The following is a 15,538-nucleotide window of genomic DNA, read 5'->3' on the forward strand; positions in this document are numbered from 1 at the left end:
CTGGAAAAGATCTGCCGATTACTGTTCATCAGTGCATCGGATAGATAGAGGAATTATTTTTCTTCTTGGCCTTCTTTTTCCGCTTGAATAAAGACGCCAGGGCTTGCCGAATACGTTTTAACATGCAACCTCCTCAATTAGCCGCACAGATGTTTATGAATAGCGCGAGCCACTACTTGATTACCCAAGTCGGTAAAGTGCGCACGATCGACAAAGAACCATTCATCAGCGGGACGCGCGCGCAAGTCATCGACCAAGTTACCGAAGCGCACACCCAGCGCATGACATCCTGTGGCCAGCTCATCGGCATAACGCGCCGCAACAACGGCATCGGATATATCGCCATATAAATGCTGCCACGTGCCGAGCCGGGAGATACGATCCAGTTCGTCAAACAGTGTTTGTTCTTCCACGCAAGGGGGTCTTACCCAAGTCGCCAACGGCTGCATTACAAAGCACAGTTGTGCACCGAGCGTATCCGCCAAGCGTTTCCAAGTGGCCAGTGTGTTTAACGTGTCTTCACTTGCGCGCGCCAGGGTCTGTTCGATCGGTGGCACGGCGGTGGTTTCAGCAGGCCACTTGGGAAGTTTTGCCGGCGGTAAGTCAGCGCCATTGGCCTCGGCGAGTTCATCGAATTTTTCGTAGTAATCGCCACAGAAGTAAAACGCTGGGAGATCACCGCGGACGAACTCCGGCAAGCGCGCCATGACCAGGGTATTGAAACCGCCCATGACCACGATTCGCTTCACTTTGGGCAAGCGGTGCAGGTGCAGCATGAACAACATCAATTCCTGGGTCGCATTGAAACAATGGCCGGCCAGGTTCAACCAGGGGGTACCCTCCGGGTCCAGCGCAGCCAGCTGGCTTGCCACTGAGGCGGCATCGCTGGAAGCGCCGTAGCCAAGGGCTGGGGAGGCTCCCACGAGCAGGTTGACTGGCTGTTTGCCGCGGCCCTCCAGGGTACCGACACTGATTGGCCGACCCTGAGCATCATGGGCCAGGCGAAATCCGAGCCGATCGGTATTGATCGACGCCGATTGATAATTGGCCGCATTGAAGCTCATGACATAAGGCAGGTACTGGGATCGCCCACGACTGGCAAAACGGTCGTAGTCGAGCATCTGTGGCGTCAGTTTTACCCGCTCAAGGGAAGGATCATCGAGCGCAATACGCTTACGACGGTTGAACATAATCGAACCACTCCTTGGAATTGCACACACGTCCATGACTGCATGGGAAGTTACGCCAGGCAGTAATACGCCAGTAACGATTCAACGTTCATTATTCAAACGACCACGCACACTGACTCACATCGAAGCGCACCTAATCGCGCGCGAAGTCAGTACAGTGGATATCAGCGGCGTGTATAGACTATTTTCTCAGGCGACAGCCGAAGCGATCATCCTGAGATAATGCATGAGGGGGTGGCAGAGATGAATGAATGGCGCAGAGCCTTGCACAGGAAAGGCGAAGTACGGGAAGGTGATAGCTGAGGACGGTGAACGAACGACATCCAGTCATTGCGGTATCCCTGTTATTTTTATTTATATCTTCGGATCCATCCGAAGCCCTACTCAGGTGAGCAATATCAGGCAGCCATGTGGCGACTGTCAATACTACGCAGCCAGTTTTTTTGGCAGAAATTAGTATGACCTCCGTATTGCAGACCTGAGCAACTATCCAACTGAATACCCCTCAACTCCAGGCCTCTTCACTAGCGTATCAGCGCTTAAATGTCACAACTTTGTGACCTTTAAGACATCGCCCTTTAAGGTTATCGAAGACGCCTGAAGTTAATACTTGCCAGCAGCTCACCCAGGCCGATCTAGGGGCTGGGCTTCAGCGCGTTGCAGGTCGGCTGGCGACGCTAGGGTGAGGCTCGTTCACCTGCGGCAACGGCCGTCGCAACAGCACACCGACCACCACGGCAAAGATCAGGGCAGCAACACCTGCCGTCAGCAACACCGCCTCAAACCCACCCACAAACGCCCCCCGAGCCACCGGCGCCACTACCTCGCGCAACCCAGGCTCAAGCAAAGCCAACGCCGCCGGCAGATCCCCCGCTGCCACTCGCGTAGCCATCTCCCCGACTTTATCCACAGCCTGCGGCGCCACCCCAGCCATCGCCTCGCGCAGCAACTGCCCACTGCGCGCCGCCAAAATCCCACCCAGCACGCCAATCGCCAACACGATCGCGCCAAACCGCGTAGTGGTACTCAACCCCGACGCCATCCCGGTGCGTTCACGCGGCACACACGCCATGATGTTTTTCTGCGTATCGCCATTGAGCAGCCCCGCGCCGGCCCCCAGCACCACGCTTGCCAGGGCGAAGCCAAGATAGCCACCCTGCCCCGCCGCCCAGGCACACAGCAAGTTCCCGGCGCCCACCAACACCAACCCCAGCGCGAATACATCAGCCGGTGTCATTCGCGCTGCCAGGCGCATCCCCCAGCGCGGGGTCAGCAGCATCGCCACCGCGAACGGCAGCATTCCCGCGCCAGCAGCCAGCGCCGACATCTGCAGGCCGTTCTGCAGGTACAGCGGCAGCAGGGTCATCATCACCTGGGCGCAGGCGGCGTAGGCGAACATGCCGAGCAAGGCGCCGATGAAGCGGCCACTGCGCAGCAGTCGCAGGTCGATCATGGGCCTGGCCTGGGCGCGCTCTACCCCTACGAACAGGGCGAATAGCAGGGCGGCAATCAGCAGGCGGCCGAGCGTGGTGGCGCTGTCCCAGCCGACCTGGTTGGCGTCGATCAGCGCCCAGATCAGGCAGCCCAGGCTGGCGGCGAAGGTCAGGCTACCGAGGGGATCGAGGCGGGCTGCGGCGCTGTCACGCGATTCCTCCACGCTGTGCATGACCATCGCGCCGAGTATCACCACCAGCGGCAGGTTGATATAGAAGATCCAGCGCCAGCCCAGGGTGCTGGCGATCAGGCCGCCGAGCAGGGGCGCGAAGGTGATGGTCGCGCCCATGCAGGCGCCCCAGAAGGCCCAGGCGCGCATGCGTGCTTCGGGTTCATGGAAGCGGTTGCCGATGGCGGCCAAGGCGGCGGTGAGCAGCATGGCGGCGCCGACACCTTTGGCGGCCCTGGCGAGGTCGAGGAACAGCAAGTCGGGAGCGGCGCCACAGGCCAGTGAGGCGATGCCGAATACTGCCAGGCCGAGCATGAGCATGCGTCGTCGGCCGAAGCGGTCGGCCAGGCTCCCGGCGGGTAGCAGGCAGGCAGCGAAGGCCAGCAGGTAGGCGCTGACCACCCATTCGATGTCGGCGAACGAGCCGGACAGGTCGCGGGCGATGCTCGGCAGGCTGACGGCGACGATGTTGGTGTCGAGGATGATCAGGGCGCAGACGGCCGAGGCGGTGAACAGGGTGAAGCGGGCGGAGGCTGGGGTGGGCATGCTTGGCTCCTGGGAAGGGGCTGAGGGGTGCCATGGGGACAGACGTGTGCTGATCTGTCTTGGGGCCGCTTTGCGGCCCTTCGCGGGCAAGCCCGCTCCCACAGGATGCGCATTGCTCTGCAGATCAGCGCTGTACCTGTGGGAGCGGGCTTGTCGGGGCGCCGAACCGCCGCGAAGGGCTGCAAAGCAGCCCCAAATCTGACGCCACTCAATCTTGCCCCGCTTTGGCCTCTCATCAGCATTCATGTGGCCGGTCGCCGTAACTCGTTGCCACGGCGCCAACCCTCTAGTGTTACCTTCACCATAACGTTGTCCGGCCTCGTGCTTATTAGCCACAGAGGCCTGCGTCATTACCCAACAGGTAACGAGCCTTCATGGAAATCCGCCACTTCCGCTACTTCCTCTGCGTCGCCCAGCATGGCCATTTCACCCGGGCCGCTGAGCAGCTGGGCATTGCCCCGCCCACCCTCAGCCGGCAAATCCAGGACATGGAGCGCGAGCTGGGCGTGCGGTTGTTCGAGCGCAATCAGCGCGAGGTGAACCTCACGGCGGCAGGCCAGGCGCTATTGCTTGAGGCCGAGCAGGCGGTGCGCCAGTTCGATGCGGCGCAGTTGGGCGCGCAACGGGCCGGGCGTGGTGAGAGTGGCTTGATCGAGTTGGGCTACGTGGCCTCTGCCGCCTACTCGGGGATACTCCAGGCGCAGGTGACGCGCTTCAGCGCAGCCCACCCCAACGTGCGCCTGAACATCCGCGAAACGCCAATGGTCGATCTGCCGGCCCAGGTGCGCGATGGCCAACTGGACATCGCCTACGTGCGCTCGCCCATGGAGTTGCCGGATGAGCTGGACGCCATCGCCCTGCATCAGGAAGGTTTCGTCCTGGCGCTGCCGGCCAGTTCGCGGATCAATGAGTTGAAGAGCATCCCCGCCTCGCGCCTGGCCGAGGAGACGTTCATTCTCCCCGAGCAGATTTCCGGCACCCTCGAAGTGGCCAGCCTGGGTGGTTTCGAGCCGCGCCTGGGGCCGCAGCCGGGAAGCCTGGTGGCGGTGATTACCTTGGTGTCGCTGGGCCAGGGGGTGGCGATCGTGCCAGAGTCGGTGGTGGCGCGGATTCGTCTGCCGCAGGTCACTTACCGGCCGGTGGAACACTGCCAGGCCAGCTCGTGGCTGAGCCTGATCCACCGGCGCTTCGAGAAGGCGCCAGCGGTGATGCGCTATATCGACAGCGCACGCCAAGTGTGAAACGGCAGGTGCAAAAAAAGGGCATCTGTCGCCAGATGCCCTCCTAGGTCTCAACGCCGCTCTAGCCGACCGAGCGCATGCCCACTGCTCGCTGGTGGCCGCGGGTCGTCACGATCCCGAGGAACGAGATGAAGATCGCCAGGCTCAAGGTGGCGGTTACTTCCGCCCGGTGCTCTTCGGTATACATCATCACGCTCAAGGCCCCAGCGATGAAAATGATCACCGCCCAGGTCAGCCAGGGAAACAGCCACATGCGGAACTTGAGCTCGGCGTTCTCCCGCTCCAGGCGCCGGCGCATGCGCAGCTGGGAGATGGCGATGACCATGTACACCAGCAAGGCGATGGCGCCGGAGCTGGCCAGCAGGAACTCGAACACGCCCTTGGGAGCGAAGTAGTTGAGGATGGCGATGGCCGCACCGATCAGCGTGCTTCCGAACACAGCGGCGCGAGGCACGCCAACCTTGGAGGTGTTTTTCAGCATCGCCGGGGCATCACCACGCTTGGCCAGCGAGTACATCATCCGCGAGGCGATGTAGATCGATGAGTTCATGCAACTGGCCACTGCCACCAGCACCACGAAGTCGACCATGAAAGCGGCGTTGGGGATGTTCATGATCTCCAGCGCGCGTTGGTAGGAGCCCACCACCGCCAGTTGTGGATCGTTCCACGGCACCACCGAGATGATCACGAAGATCGACAGGATGTAGAAGGTACTGATCCGCCAGATCACCGAGCGGGTGGCCTTGGCGATGTTGCGCGAAGGGTCGCTGGATTCGGAGGCGGCGATGGTCACCGCTTCAGTACCGATGAAGCTGAACATCACGGTGATGAACGCGCCGATTACCGCCGACCAGCCCTTGGGCGCGAAGCCGCCGTATTCGTCCACCAGGGTGCTCAGGCCACTGACTTCGCGGTTGGGCAACCAGCCCATCAGGGCAGCGAAACCGAGGCTGATGAAGCCGAGGATCGCCGCCACTTTGAGAATCGCGAACCAGAATTCGAACTCGCCGTACTTGGCCACGCTGAACAGGTTGGTCCCGGCCAGCAAGACGATCGACAGCAAGGCAAAGATCCAGCTGTCGACCTGGGGGAACCAGGCGTTGAGCACATGCCCGGCGGCCAGCGCTTCGATGGGAATCACCAACACCCAGAACCACCAGTACAGCCAGCCGATGGTATAGCCGGCCCAGCGGCCAATGGCCTGGTCAGCGTAGGTGGAGAACGAACCGGTGTCGGGATGGGCCACGGCCATTTCGCCGAGCATGCGCATGACCAGGACGACCAAAGTCCCGGCCACGAAGTAAGAGATTATGGTGGCTGGGCCGGCTGCTGCGATGGCATGTCCGGAGCCGACGAAAAGCCCTGCACCGATAATGCCCGCGATGGACAACATCGTTACATGGCGTGGTTTGAACCCTTGCGCGAGGTTACTACCATCAGATCCCACGGTGTTCATTGATCTTGTTCTCTTTTTGCTGACACAAGGAAAAGGGGGCAGGCGTAGGCGAAAATAATCTCCTTTGCAAACAATGGGTAGGCACGTAACTCGCGCTCTGTTGTTGACCTTCTACACGCTTTATCGAGCAACGCGCCAGCTGAATTCCGGGTCCATTTAAGCCGCCTGGGGCGGGTGGAAATTATTCGAGAACGCCTCAGAGGTGCGCGATCACGACAGGGGCTGCTCAATCGCGCCAGATGTCGCCAATGGCGTGTCTGTTTGCGGCATGGGGCTGTTTGGAGGTTCTGTTTTTCAACTGGGTGTGCTGGGGAGTTTGTGCTGGCCTCTTCGCGGGCAAGCCCGCTCCCACAGGTCCCGCGCAGATTTCAGCCCAGCGTTGAGCCAGTTTTGACTCAACACACCCACTGCAAACCCTACAAACCCTGTGGGAGCGGGCTTGCCCGCGAAGAGGCCAACACCGATCTGACTGCCGCACCCATAAAAAAGCCCCGGTCCCCCACAGGGTTCGCGGGGTTCGCAGTAGGTGTGTTGAGTCAAGACTGGGACCTGTGGGAGCGGGCTTGCCCGCGAAGAAGCCAACACCGATCTGACTGCCGTACCCATAAAAAAGCCCCGGTCTCCCGGGGCCCCGTTGCTCAGGCGTCTGCCTACGCCTGTCCGGTACGCTCGAAGCGCCGGGCCAGCAACAGGTAAGCGAGGATCCCCAGCACGCCGTGCGCAGCGACGAACCAGAGAGCGTTATCGAAAGAACCCGTGCTGGCCACCACGTAGCCAATCACCAGCGGGGTGATGATCCCGGCGATGTTGCCGATGCCGTTGAATACGCCACCACACAAGCCGACCATCTTGCTCGGCGCCACGTCCGACAGCACCGCCCAACCCACCGCTGCCAGGCCTTTGCCAAAGAACGCCAGGGTCATCAGCATGATCACCGCAGCATTGCCATCGACATAGTTGGCCAGCACCAGGCTGGTCGACAGCGCCATGCCGATCACGAACGGGGTCTTGCGCGCTCGGGAAGGGTGTACACCACGGCGGATCAGCCAGTCGGAAATGAACCCACCCAAAATGCCACCGGTAAACCCGCAGATCGCAGGCAACGCGGCAACCCATCCGGCTTCCATGATGGTCATGCCGCGGCCTTTGATCAGGTAGATCGGGAACCAGGTAATGAAAAAGTAAGTGAGCGCGGTGATGCAGTACTGGCCCAGGTACACCGCCCACAGGTTGCGACTGGTGAACAGCTGCAGCACCTCGGCGCGGGTCGGTTTGCTCTTGGCGGTCTTGCGCTCGCGCTCCAGGTCGACCAGCGCGCCGCCCTCGCGCATGTACTCCAGCTCTTCGCGGCTCAACCCTGGCGCGCTGTGCGGTTCATGGTAGAGGCGGAACCAGACCACACTCAGCAGCAGCCCCAATACCCCCATCCAGATGAACACCTGCTCCCAGCTAAGGGCGTGAGTCATCCAGGCCATCAGCGGCGCGAACACCACCACGGCCATGTACTGCGCCGAGTTGAACAAGGCCGAAGCGGTGCCGCGCTCACGGGTCGGGAACCAGCAGCTGACGATCCGCGAGTTGGCCGGAAACGCCGGCGACTCGACCAGGCCGAGCATGAAGCGCATGGAGAACAACGCCACCGCCGCCGAGGCACCGGCCAGGCCCATCCAGCCGACCGTGCCTTGCATGAGGGTGAACAGCGACCAGAGGATCAGGCTGATGCCGTACACCCGCCGTGCGCCGAAGCGGTCGAGCAGCCAACCGCCGGGCACCTGGCCGAGGGCGTAGGCCCAGGCGAAGGCTGAAAAGATCATGCCGAGCATGACCGGGTCCAGGCCGAGGTCCTTGAGCACCTCGGTACCGGTGATCGACAGGGTGGCGCGGTCGGCGTAGTTGATCACGGTGATGACGAAGATCAGCGCCAGGACCAGGAAGCGATGACGGCCTACGCTGGCCTGCACCAGCGGGGCGGCGGCGGATTTGCTGTTCATGATGACCTCTTGCTTCTCGGCGGAAGCGATTGTTCTTGTCGGGAGGTGAACGGCCCGGAGGCTGTGGGGTGTCTGCGGGGGGCTCAGGTGCGGGTGACTCGCTGCGGCGGTAGCTCGCCACGGAAACACGCGGCCAGGTTGTCGAGCACTATCTGGCCCATCTGCTGCCGGGTCTGCAGCGTGGCGCTGGCGCGATGCGGCTGCAGGCTGACCTGGGCCAGATCACGCAAGGCTGGCGGCACGTTCGGTTCGTCGACGAACACATCCAGACCGGCGCCAGCAATGCGCTGCTCGCACAGGGCCTCGACCAGCGCCTGCTCGTCCACCAACTTGCCGCGGGCGACGTTGATCAAGTAACCCTGCGGCCCCAGCGCTTCGAGCACTTCACGGGTGACGATGGCCTTGCCGTCGTCGGCCGAGGCGGCCAGCACCAGAACGTCCACCGAGCGCGCCAGCTCGCGCAGATCGCTGACGTAGCGGTAGCCGGATTCGGGCTTCTCTTGCCGGTCGCAGTAAGCGATGCGCATGTCGAAGGCCGCCGCACGCCGAGCAATCGCCTGCCCTACCCGGCCCAAGCCGACGATGCCCAGGTCGATCCCGCTGACCTTGCGCGCCAGCGCCAGGTTGACCGTGCCCCACAAGCCATCGCGGACCAATCGCTCGCCCTCGCCGAGGCGACGCAGGGTGGCGATGATCAAGCCGATCGCCATGTCGGCCACGTCATCGGTCAGCACGCCTGGGGTGGTGGTGACATGAATGTTGCGCTCGGCGGCGCGGGCCAGGTCCACCGCATCGGTGCCGATGCCACTGATGGCGATGATCTCAAGCGCTGGCAACTGATCCATCAGTGCGTTGGGTAGGCCCTTGGCGCCGCCGGTGACCACACCACGAATCCGCCCACCGACTTCATCGAGCAGGCGCTGGGGATGCGCATGCTGATACAGCCGATGCACGCGGTACTCGCGCATCAGCACGTCGTCGATGGCGTCTGGGACGGGTTGGGTCAGCAGCAGGTCGATGGTTGCGCGATTGTCGTGAGGCATCGTTGGTGTCCGGCAGTGGAGGTGAATGACTCCGATGCTAGGACTGCGATCGATACAGGTCTAATATAGATAGTGGATCGAATAATACGGAAATTGAATGATGGAACTGCACCAACTGCGCTGCTTCGTAGCGGTTGCCGAAGAGCTGCATTTCGGCCGCGCGGCCGTTCGTCTGCACATGACCCAGCCACCGCTGAGTCGGCAGATTCAGCTACTCGAGCATTCGTTGGGCGTGTTGCTGCTGGAGCGCACCAATCGTCAGGCGCGGCTGACTCCGGCGGGGCAGAACTTTCTGGAGGATGCCCGGCGCATTCTGCAAATCGCCGAATCGGCCAGTCAGTCGGCCCGGCGTATTGCCCACGGCGAAGCCGGGCGGCTGACCTTGGGCTTTACCGCAGTCGGCGCGTACAGCTTGATTCCGCAGCTGTTGGTGCATGCTGCTGAAGTGTTGCCCGGCATCGACCTGGAGTTGAGCGAACGGGTCTCGCTCGGCCAGGTGCATGCGCTAGAGACAGGCATGATCGATGTCGGTTTCGTGCGCCAGGTGATGCCCAGCGCCCGTGTCGAATACGTGCTGATTCACCGTGAGCCGTTCGTCGCAGCGCTGCCCGCTGGCCACCCGCTGGCAGCCAAGGCCGAACTCGGCCCGCACGACTTCGATCAGCAGCCGTTCATCATGTACAGCGAGAGCGAGGGGCGCTATTTCCATGACCGCATCGCCAACCTGTTCGCTCGCCATCAGGTGCAGCCGCAGTACATTCACCAGTTGGGGCAGACGCACTCGATCATTGGCCTGGTCAATGTCGGGCTGGGCATCGCGGTGGTGCCCGCGTCGGCGCAGGCACTGCATATGGAGCAGGTCGTGTTCAGGCCGCTGGTGCAGACTGGGCATGAGGCGGAGATGTTCTTGGCGTATTGCAGCGATAACCCCAATCCGGTGTTGACGGAGTTTGTCGAGGTGGCCCGGCGTTTTTTTGCTTGAGCGCTATTGTGTAGTGGCTTTACTGGCCTGTTCGCGGGCAAGCCCGCTCCCACAGGTGGTGGCGTGAGACCGGCGTTCTGTGGTGAGTCAAACATGGCCTCTTCGCGGGTGAAGAGGCCATGTTCAATAGCTTCAGCGCACCAGGCAAGGCCGCTTGTTATCGAAGCTCCAGCCCGGAATCAAGAACTGCATTGCCACGCTGTCGTCACGCGCGCCCAGGCCCATGTTGCGATAGCACTCATGGGCCTTGGCCAGCTGGTCTTCATCCAGCTCCACCCCCAGCCCCGGCCGCTGCGGCACGCGCACATGGCCGTCGACGATGCGCAGCGGCTCGCGGGTCAGGCGTTGGCCGTCTTGCCAGATCCAATGAGTGTCGATCGCGGTAATCTCACCCGGCGCCGCCGCCGCGACCTGGGTGAACATGGCCAGGGAAATATCGAAGTGGTTGTTCGAATGCGAGCCCCAGGTCAGGCCCCAGTCGTGGCACATCTGCGCGACCCGCACCGAGCCTTGCAAAGTCCAGAAGTGCGGGTCGGCCAGGGGGATGTCCACCGACTGCAACTGGATCGCATGGCCCATCTGCCGCCAATCGGTGGCGATCATGTTGGTGGCGGTGGGCAAGCCGGTGGCGCGGCGGAACTCGGCCATCACCTCACGGCCCGAGTAGCCGTTTTCCGCGCCACAGGGGTCCTCGGCGTAGGCCAGTACGTGGTGTTGGTCACGGCACAGGGCGATCGCCTCCTTGAGTGACCAGGCGCCGTTCGGATCGAGGGTGATGCGCGCTTCAGGGAAGCGCTCGGCCAAGGCGGTGACCGCTTCGATTTCTTCTTCACCGCGCAGCACGCCACCCTTGAGCTTGAAGTCGCTGAAGCCATAGCGCGCCTTGGCGGCCTCGGCCAAGCGCACCACCGCTTCCGGGGTCAGCGCCTTTTCATGGCGCAGGCGCAACCAGTCATCGTCGGCCTCGGCTTCGTTGCGGTAGGCCAGGTCGGTCTGCTGGCGGTCGCCGATGTAGAACAGGTAGCCAAGCATCTTCACCGCTTCACGCTGCTGGCCTTCGCCGAGCAGCGCCGCCATCGGCACGCCCAGGTGCTGGCCGAGCAGATCGAGCAGCGCCGATTCGATGGCAGTGACGGCATGAACGGTAATGCGCAGGTCGAAGGTTTGCAGGCCGCGGCCGGCGGCATCACGCCCGGCAAAGGTCTGGCGCATGGCGTTGAGCACGCGTTGGTAATGCCCCAGCGGCTGGCCAACCACCAGGCTGCGGGCATCTTCGAGGGTCTGGCGAATGGTCTCGCCACCGGGCACTTCGCCCAGGCCGGTGTTGCCGGCGCTGTCGCGCAGTACAACGATGTTGCGGGTGAAGAATGGCCCATGCGCGCCGCTGAGGTTGAGCAGCATGCTGTCGTGCCCGGCCACCGGGATCACGCGCAGCTCGGTCACCACCGGCGTGCCGGTCTGCACCTGGCTGGCGCTGAAGGAGTCTTGGGTGCTGTGCATATTCATCTGGGTTGTCCTGCAGGTTCAGTGAGTCTGGCTCAACGCCGACTGCGGCTTGAGGTCATGGGAGGCGCTGTCTTTGGGGCGGGTGCGGACGAAGAACACCACGATCGCCGCCAGCACCGAGGTCACGGCCAGGCCATACAGCCCGCCCTGGATGGAACCGGTGTGCTGTTCGAGCAAGCCGAAGGTGGTGGGCGCGACAAAGCCGCCGAGGTTGCCCACCGAGTTGATCAAGGCGATCACCGCCGCAGCGATGCGGGCGTCGAGGTAGCCCTGGGGGATTGGCCAGAACAACGCCGAGGCCGACTTGAAACCGATGGCGGCGAAACACACCGCGACGAAGGCGAACACCGGCCCACCGGTGGTCGACATGAACATGCCGATGGCGGCGATGACCAATGCGCCAGCGACCCAGGCCTGCTGGAACTTCCAGCGCGCAGAACCGGCGGCGAAGGCATACATGGCGATGATCGAGATCAGCCACGGGATCGAGTTGAAGAAGCCGACCTGCAGATCAGACAGATCGCCCATGCGCTTGATGATGCTCGGCAGCCAGAAGGTCGCGGCATAGATCGTCAACTGGATGCAGAAGTAGATGCCGCAGAACAGCAGGATCTGGCGGTCCTTGAGCAGGCTCCAGGAGGAGGTCTTGACGACCCCGACCGCTTCGCGCTCACGCTGCTCGCGGTCGATGACCTCAACCAGCGCATCCTGCTCGGCACGGCTCAGCCATTTGGCATCGTGCGGCTTGGAGTCGAGCCAGAACCAGACGAAGAAACACAGGCACACCGAGGCCATGCCTTCGATGAACAGCATCCACTGCCAGCCGTGCATGCCCAGGCCTTGGATCTGCATCAGTGCCCCGGCCAGCGGGCCGGAAATCAGCGAGGCGACCGCCGAGCCACTGAGGAAGATGGCGATTGCCTTGCCGCGTTCGGCGGCCGGCAGCCAGCGCGTGAAGTAGTAGATCACCCCCGGGAAAAACCCTGCCTCAGCCACGCCGAGCAAAAAGCGCAGGACATAGAACTGGGTCTCGGTCTGGACAAAAGCCATGGCCGTGGCCACCAGCCCCCAGGTGAACATGATACGGGTCAGCCACAAACGTGCGCCGACACGTTGCAGAAGCATGTTCGAGGGGACTTCGAACAGCGCGTAGCCAATGAAGAACAGGCCGGCACCGAAACCATAGGCGGCGGCGCTGATGCCCAGGTCGCTTTCCAGGTGCGGGCGGACGAAGCCGATGTTGACGCGATCCAGGTAGTTGACGATGAACATGATGACGAACAGCGGCAGGACATGGCGTTTGACCTTGGCCACTGCGCTTGCCAACACATCGTCGCGCCGGGCGGACGGATCGAGGGTGTCGTTCACTGTGGAATCTCCCACTAATTGTTTTTGTGCGGGTCGATGGATGTCGCGGCGGGAGGCAGTCCGCCTGGTTGTCTGACATGCCAGTGGCAAGAGAATATGCCCTGCGCAGTTGTACGACAAGAACGCAACCTGTCGTCAAAAGACAAAATACAAGCTATTAAAACTGCAAAAATCGGTGAAATAGCAAGATATACGAAAAACCAGAGGGCGAGACTTCAGGGATCAGCCTTCAAAAAAAATCTGAGAAACTTACTTGTCATACAAGTCAGGGTGCTAATCTGGCCCTACTCACGCCGCACTTGTACGATCACCTTCGCGAGCAGCGCCATGACCTCAGCCGACAACCTCGAAACCTTGCGTAAACGCGGTCACAGCCGCGCCCATGACCTGGTCTCCAGCCTGACCCAGCAGATTCTCCTGGGCACCTTCAAACCTGGCGACAAACTGCCCTCGGAAAACAGCCTGGTGCGCGAGCATGCCGTCAGCCGCACTGTGGTGCGCGAGGCATTGTCGAAATTGCAGGCATCGGGGTTGGTCGAGCCGCGCCACGGTATTGGTACATTCGTGATTGAACGTCAGGCCCAGTCGGGCCTGCGCGTGGGCGCCGAGAATGCGGCCAGCGTGCGCGACCTGCTTGAACTGCGCATCGGTCTGGAGGGCCAGGCTGCGGCGCTTGCGGCGTTGCGTCGAAGCGAGCAGCAGTTGCAGCGCATGCGCCAGGCGCTGGACGATCATCAGGACCTGGCGGCAGCCGGTGATAGCTGCATCGAACCTGATCGGCGCTTTCACCTGCTGATCGCCGAGGCCACTGGCAATGTGTATTTCACCCAGATGATGGCGCAGCTGGGCAATGGCCTGATTCCGCGTAATCAGCTGGGCGCGGATGAACGCTCAGGATCCAAGCTGGCCCGGCATGCCTACCTGGCCAACCTCGAACATGAAGCGATCCTCAACGCCATCCGCCGCCAGGACCCGGATGCGGCGCGGGCGGCGATCTGTTTGCACCTGTCCAATAGCCGGGATCGCTTGTTGCCGGAGTGACGGCTGTTTTTGTGCTGTATGCACCGACCTCTCAAACAATCCCCCACTGACACCCCACAATCTTCATGTCCAGGTAATACCTGTGGGAGCGGGCTTGCCCGCGAAGGGCCGCAACGCGGCCCCAAAAACCATGGACTCAGAAGGTCAGGCAGATCTTGCCGAAATGCTTGTTGCTCTCCTGGTACTGGAACGCCTCGACGATCTGCTCCAGCTCGAAATGCTTGTCTACCACCGGCCGTAAGCCATTGGCATCGATCGCCCGCACCATGGCCTGCTGCTGGGCGCGGCTGCCCACCAGCACGCCTTGCAGACGAATCTGCCGGACCAGCGCCTGCACCAGCGGCAACTGCCCGGCCACACCGGTCAGAATCCCGATCAACGAAACATGCCCACCAATGCGCGCAGCGATCATCGACTGCTCGAGGGTCGCCGGGCCCCCCACCTCGATGACGTGGTCAACCCCACGGTTATCGGTCAGCTCGCGGACTTTCTCGCCCCAGGCCGGGGTGCTGCGGTAGTTGATCAAGTGATCGGCGCCCAACGACTTCAGCCGTTCGAGCTTGGCATCACTGGACGAGGTCGCGATCACGGTAGCACCCGCCAGTTTGGCGAACTGCAGGGCGAAGATGGACACCCCGCCCGTACCTTGCACCAGCACGCTGTCGCCAGGTTTCAGGCGATCATCGGCCATCAGCGCGCGCCAGGCGGTGAGGCCTGCGGTGGTCAGGGTCGCGGCCTCGGCGTGGCTGTATCCTTTGGGCGCCAGGGTGAATGAAGTGGCGCGGGCGGTTACCTGCTCGCGAGCATAGCCGTCGATGCCATCACCCGGCACGCTGGCAAAGCCTTCGACCTGGGCCTGACCGTCCAGCCAATCGGGGAAGAAGGTGCTGACCACGGCATCGCCGACTTTGAATTCGCTGACCCCAGCGCCAACCGCGATTACCTCGCCAGCACCATCGGCCATGGGAATACGCCGCTCACTCGGCCCCCACATGCCGCTGACCACGGCGAAATCGTGGTAGTTGAGCGAGCTGGCGTGCAGGCGCACGGTGATCTCACCCGCCTGTGGCGCGGCAGCCTCGCAGGTGCCGACCTGGACCTTGTCGTAACCGCCGCCGGGTTGAACGTAGATGGCCTTGCTGGACATGGCTGGATTCCTTAGTGGTGGGCAAGAAGTGCAATGCAGCTTAGATGGATGTGCATGGAGTCATGGGTATTGTATTGCTTGTCCCGGCCTCTTCGCGGGCAAGCCCGCTCCCACAGGGATTGCGGGTGCTTCAGTTACTTGGCTGTGTCAGTACGGGCCTTTAGGGCAGCGGGCATGCTTGCGTTGGGCCATCGCTGACACAACAGAGACCGCTGTTCCAACTCCTAGCCCGCTCCCACAGTGATTGCGGGCGCTTCGGTTACTTGGCTGTGTCAGTACGGGCCTTTAGGGCAGCGGGCATGCTTGCGTTGGGCCATCGCTGACACAACAGAGACCGCTGTTCCAACTCCTAGCCCGCTCCCAC

Annotated in this window: 11 protein-coding genes; 3 read left to right on the forward strand and 8 right to left on the reverse strand. The window is 62.3% G+C overall.

The window, feature by feature from the left end; genetic code table 11:
• Positions 1–137 precede the first annotated feature (137 nt).
• Together ACI2JX_RS22730 and ACI2JX_RS22735 are read right to left on the reverse strand one after the other, a co-directional pair.
• Positions 138–1,190: a hypothetical protein gene (locus tag ACI2JX_RS22730; RefSeq protein WP_404691031.1), complete on the reverse strand. Its 1,053-nt coding sequence runs from the start codon at positions 1,188–1,190 to the stop codon at positions 138–140.
• 649 nt (positions 1,191–1,839) lie between these two features.
• Positions 1,840–3,399, reverse strand: a complete 1,560-nt coding sequence (locus ACI2JX_RS22735; RefSeq protein ID WP_404691032.1) for an MFS transporter — start codon at positions 3,397–3,399, stop codon at positions 1,840–1,842.
• A gap of 374 nt (positions 3,400–3,773) precedes the next feature.
• Between ACI2JX_RS22735 and ACI2JX_RS22740 the strand changes: the two genes are divergently transcribed.
• A complete protein-coding gene (locus tag ACI2JX_RS22740; RefSeq protein WP_368973757.1) occupies positions 3,774–4,640 on the forward strand; it encodes a LysR family transcriptional regulator in 867 nt (288 codons plus the stop codon).
• Between the two features lie 61 nt (positions 4,641–4,701).
• Here ACI2JX_RS22740 and gabP read toward each other — a convergent pair whose 3' ends face one another.
• The 3 genes from gabP to ACI2JX_RS22755 all read right to left on the reverse strand — a co-directional run bounded on the left by gabP (position 4,702) and on the right by ACI2JX_RS22755 (position 9,130).
• A complete protein-coding gene (gene gabP / locus ACI2JX_RS22745; protein WP_392465948.1) occupies positions 4,702–6,096 on the reverse strand; it encodes a GABA permease in 1,395 nt (464 codons plus the stop codon).
• A 650-nt stretch (positions 6,097–6,746) separates the two neighbouring features.
• Positions 6,747–8,087, reverse strand: a complete 1,341-nt coding sequence (locus tag ACI2JX_RS22750) for an MFS transporter (RefSeq protein ID WP_186557740.1) — start codon at positions 8,085–8,087, stop codon at positions 6,747–6,749.
• An 83-nt stretch (positions 8,088–8,170) separates the two neighbouring features.
• Complete coding sequence (locus ACI2JX_RS22755) at positions 8,171–9,130, reverse strand: 2-hydroxyacid dehydrogenase (protein WP_264236879.1); 960 nt, start codon at positions 9,128–9,130, stop codon at positions 8,171–8,173.
• Between the two features lie 97 nt (positions 9,131–9,227).
• On the opposite strand from ACI2JX_RS22755, the gene ACI2JX_RS22760 reads away from it, so the two are divergent.
• Positions 9,228–10,112, forward strand: coding sequence for a LysR family transcriptional regulator (locus tag ACI2JX_RS22760; RefSeq protein WP_404691033.1), 885 nt, complete (start codon positions 9,228–9,230; stop codon positions 10,110–10,112).
• 132 nt (positions 10,113–10,244) lie between these two features.
• Here ACI2JX_RS22760 and gudD read toward each other — a convergent pair whose 3' ends face one another.
• Positions 10,245–11,612, reverse strand: a complete 1,368-nt coding sequence (gene gudD, locus ACI2JX_RS22765; protein WP_404691038.1) for a glucarate dehydratase — start codon at positions 11,610–11,612, stop codon at positions 10,245–10,247.
• Positions 11,613–11,636: 24 nt separating this feature from the next.
• Positions 11,637–12,986 carry an MFS transporter gene (locus tag ACI2JX_RS22770; protein WP_404691034.1) on the reverse strand — a complete coding sequence of 450 codons (1,350 nt, stop codon included), beginning with the start codon at positions 12,984–12,986 and terminating at the stop codon, positions 11,637–11,639.
• A 327-nt stretch (positions 12,987–13,313) separates the two neighbouring features.
• Here ACI2JX_RS22770 and ACI2JX_RS22775 point away from each other — a divergent pair, with 327 nt between their 5' ends.
• Positions 13,314–14,027 carry a FadR/GntR family transcriptional regulator gene (locus ACI2JX_RS22775; protein WP_264236876.1) on the forward strand — a complete coding sequence of 238 codons (714 nt, stop codon included), beginning with the start codon at positions 13,314–13,316 and terminating at the stop codon, positions 14,025–14,027.
• A gap of 136 nt (positions 14,028–14,163) precedes the next feature.
• Here ACI2JX_RS22775 and ACI2JX_RS22780 read toward each other — a convergent pair whose 3' ends face one another.
• A complete protein-coding gene (locus ACI2JX_RS22780) occupies positions 14,164–15,174 on the reverse strand; it encodes an NAD(P)-dependent alcohol dehydrogenase (protein ID WP_368973398.1) in 1,011 nt (336 codons plus the stop codon).
• Positions 15,175–15,538: the final 364 nt, after the last annotated feature.

This window comes from Pseudomonas sp. NPDC088890 (assembly GCF_044900155.1).
In the GTDB taxonomy this organism is placed as follows: Bacteria; Pseudomonadota; Gammaproteobacteria; order Pseudomonadales; family Pseudomonadaceae; genus Aquipseudomonas; species Aquipseudomonas urmiensis.

Excerpts from the sequence above, each read along its gene's own strand:
- ACI2JX_RS22755 (WP_264236879.1), bottom strand. The coding sequence starts at position 9,130 with ATGCCTCACGACAATCGCGCAACCATCGACCTGCTGCTGACCCAACCC.
- gudD (WP_404691038.1), bottom strand. The coding sequence starts at position 11,612 with ATGCACAGCACCCAAGACTCCTTCAGCGCCAGCCAGGTGCAGACCGGC.
- ACI2JX_RS22775 (WP_264236876.1), top strand. The coding sequence starts at position 13,314 with ATGACCTCAGCCGACAACCTCGAAACCTTGCGTAAACGCGGTCACAGC.
- ACI2JX_RS22740 (WP_368973757.1), top strand. The coding sequence starts at position 3,774 with ATGGAAATCCGCCACTTCCGCTACTTCCTCTGCGTCGCCCAGCATGGC.
- ACI2JX_RS22735 (WP_404691032.1), bottom strand. The coding sequence starts at position 3,399 with ATGCCCACCCCAGCCTCCGCCCGCTTCACCCTGTTCACCGCCTCGGCC.
- ACI2JX_RS22730 (WP_404691031.1), bottom strand. The coding sequence starts at position 1,190 with ATGTTCAACCGTCGTAAGCGTATTGCGCTCGATGATCCTTCCCTTGAG.
- gabP (WP_392465948.1), bottom strand. The coding sequence starts at position 6,096 with ATGAACACCGTGGGATCTGATGGTAGTAACCTCGCGCAAGGGTTCAAA.
- ACI2JX_RS22750 (WP_186557740.1), bottom strand. The coding sequence starts at position 8,087 with ATGAACAGCAAATCCGCCGCCGCCCCGCTGGTGCAGGCCAGCGTAGGC.
- ACI2JX_RS22760 (WP_404691033.1), top strand. The coding sequence starts at position 9,228 with ATGATGGAACTGCACCAACTGCGCTGCTTCGTAGCGGTTGCCGAAGAG.
- ACI2JX_RS22780 (WP_368973398.1), bottom strand. The coding sequence starts at position 15,174 with ATGTCCAGCAAGGCCATCTACGTTCAACCCGGCGGCGGTTACGACAAG.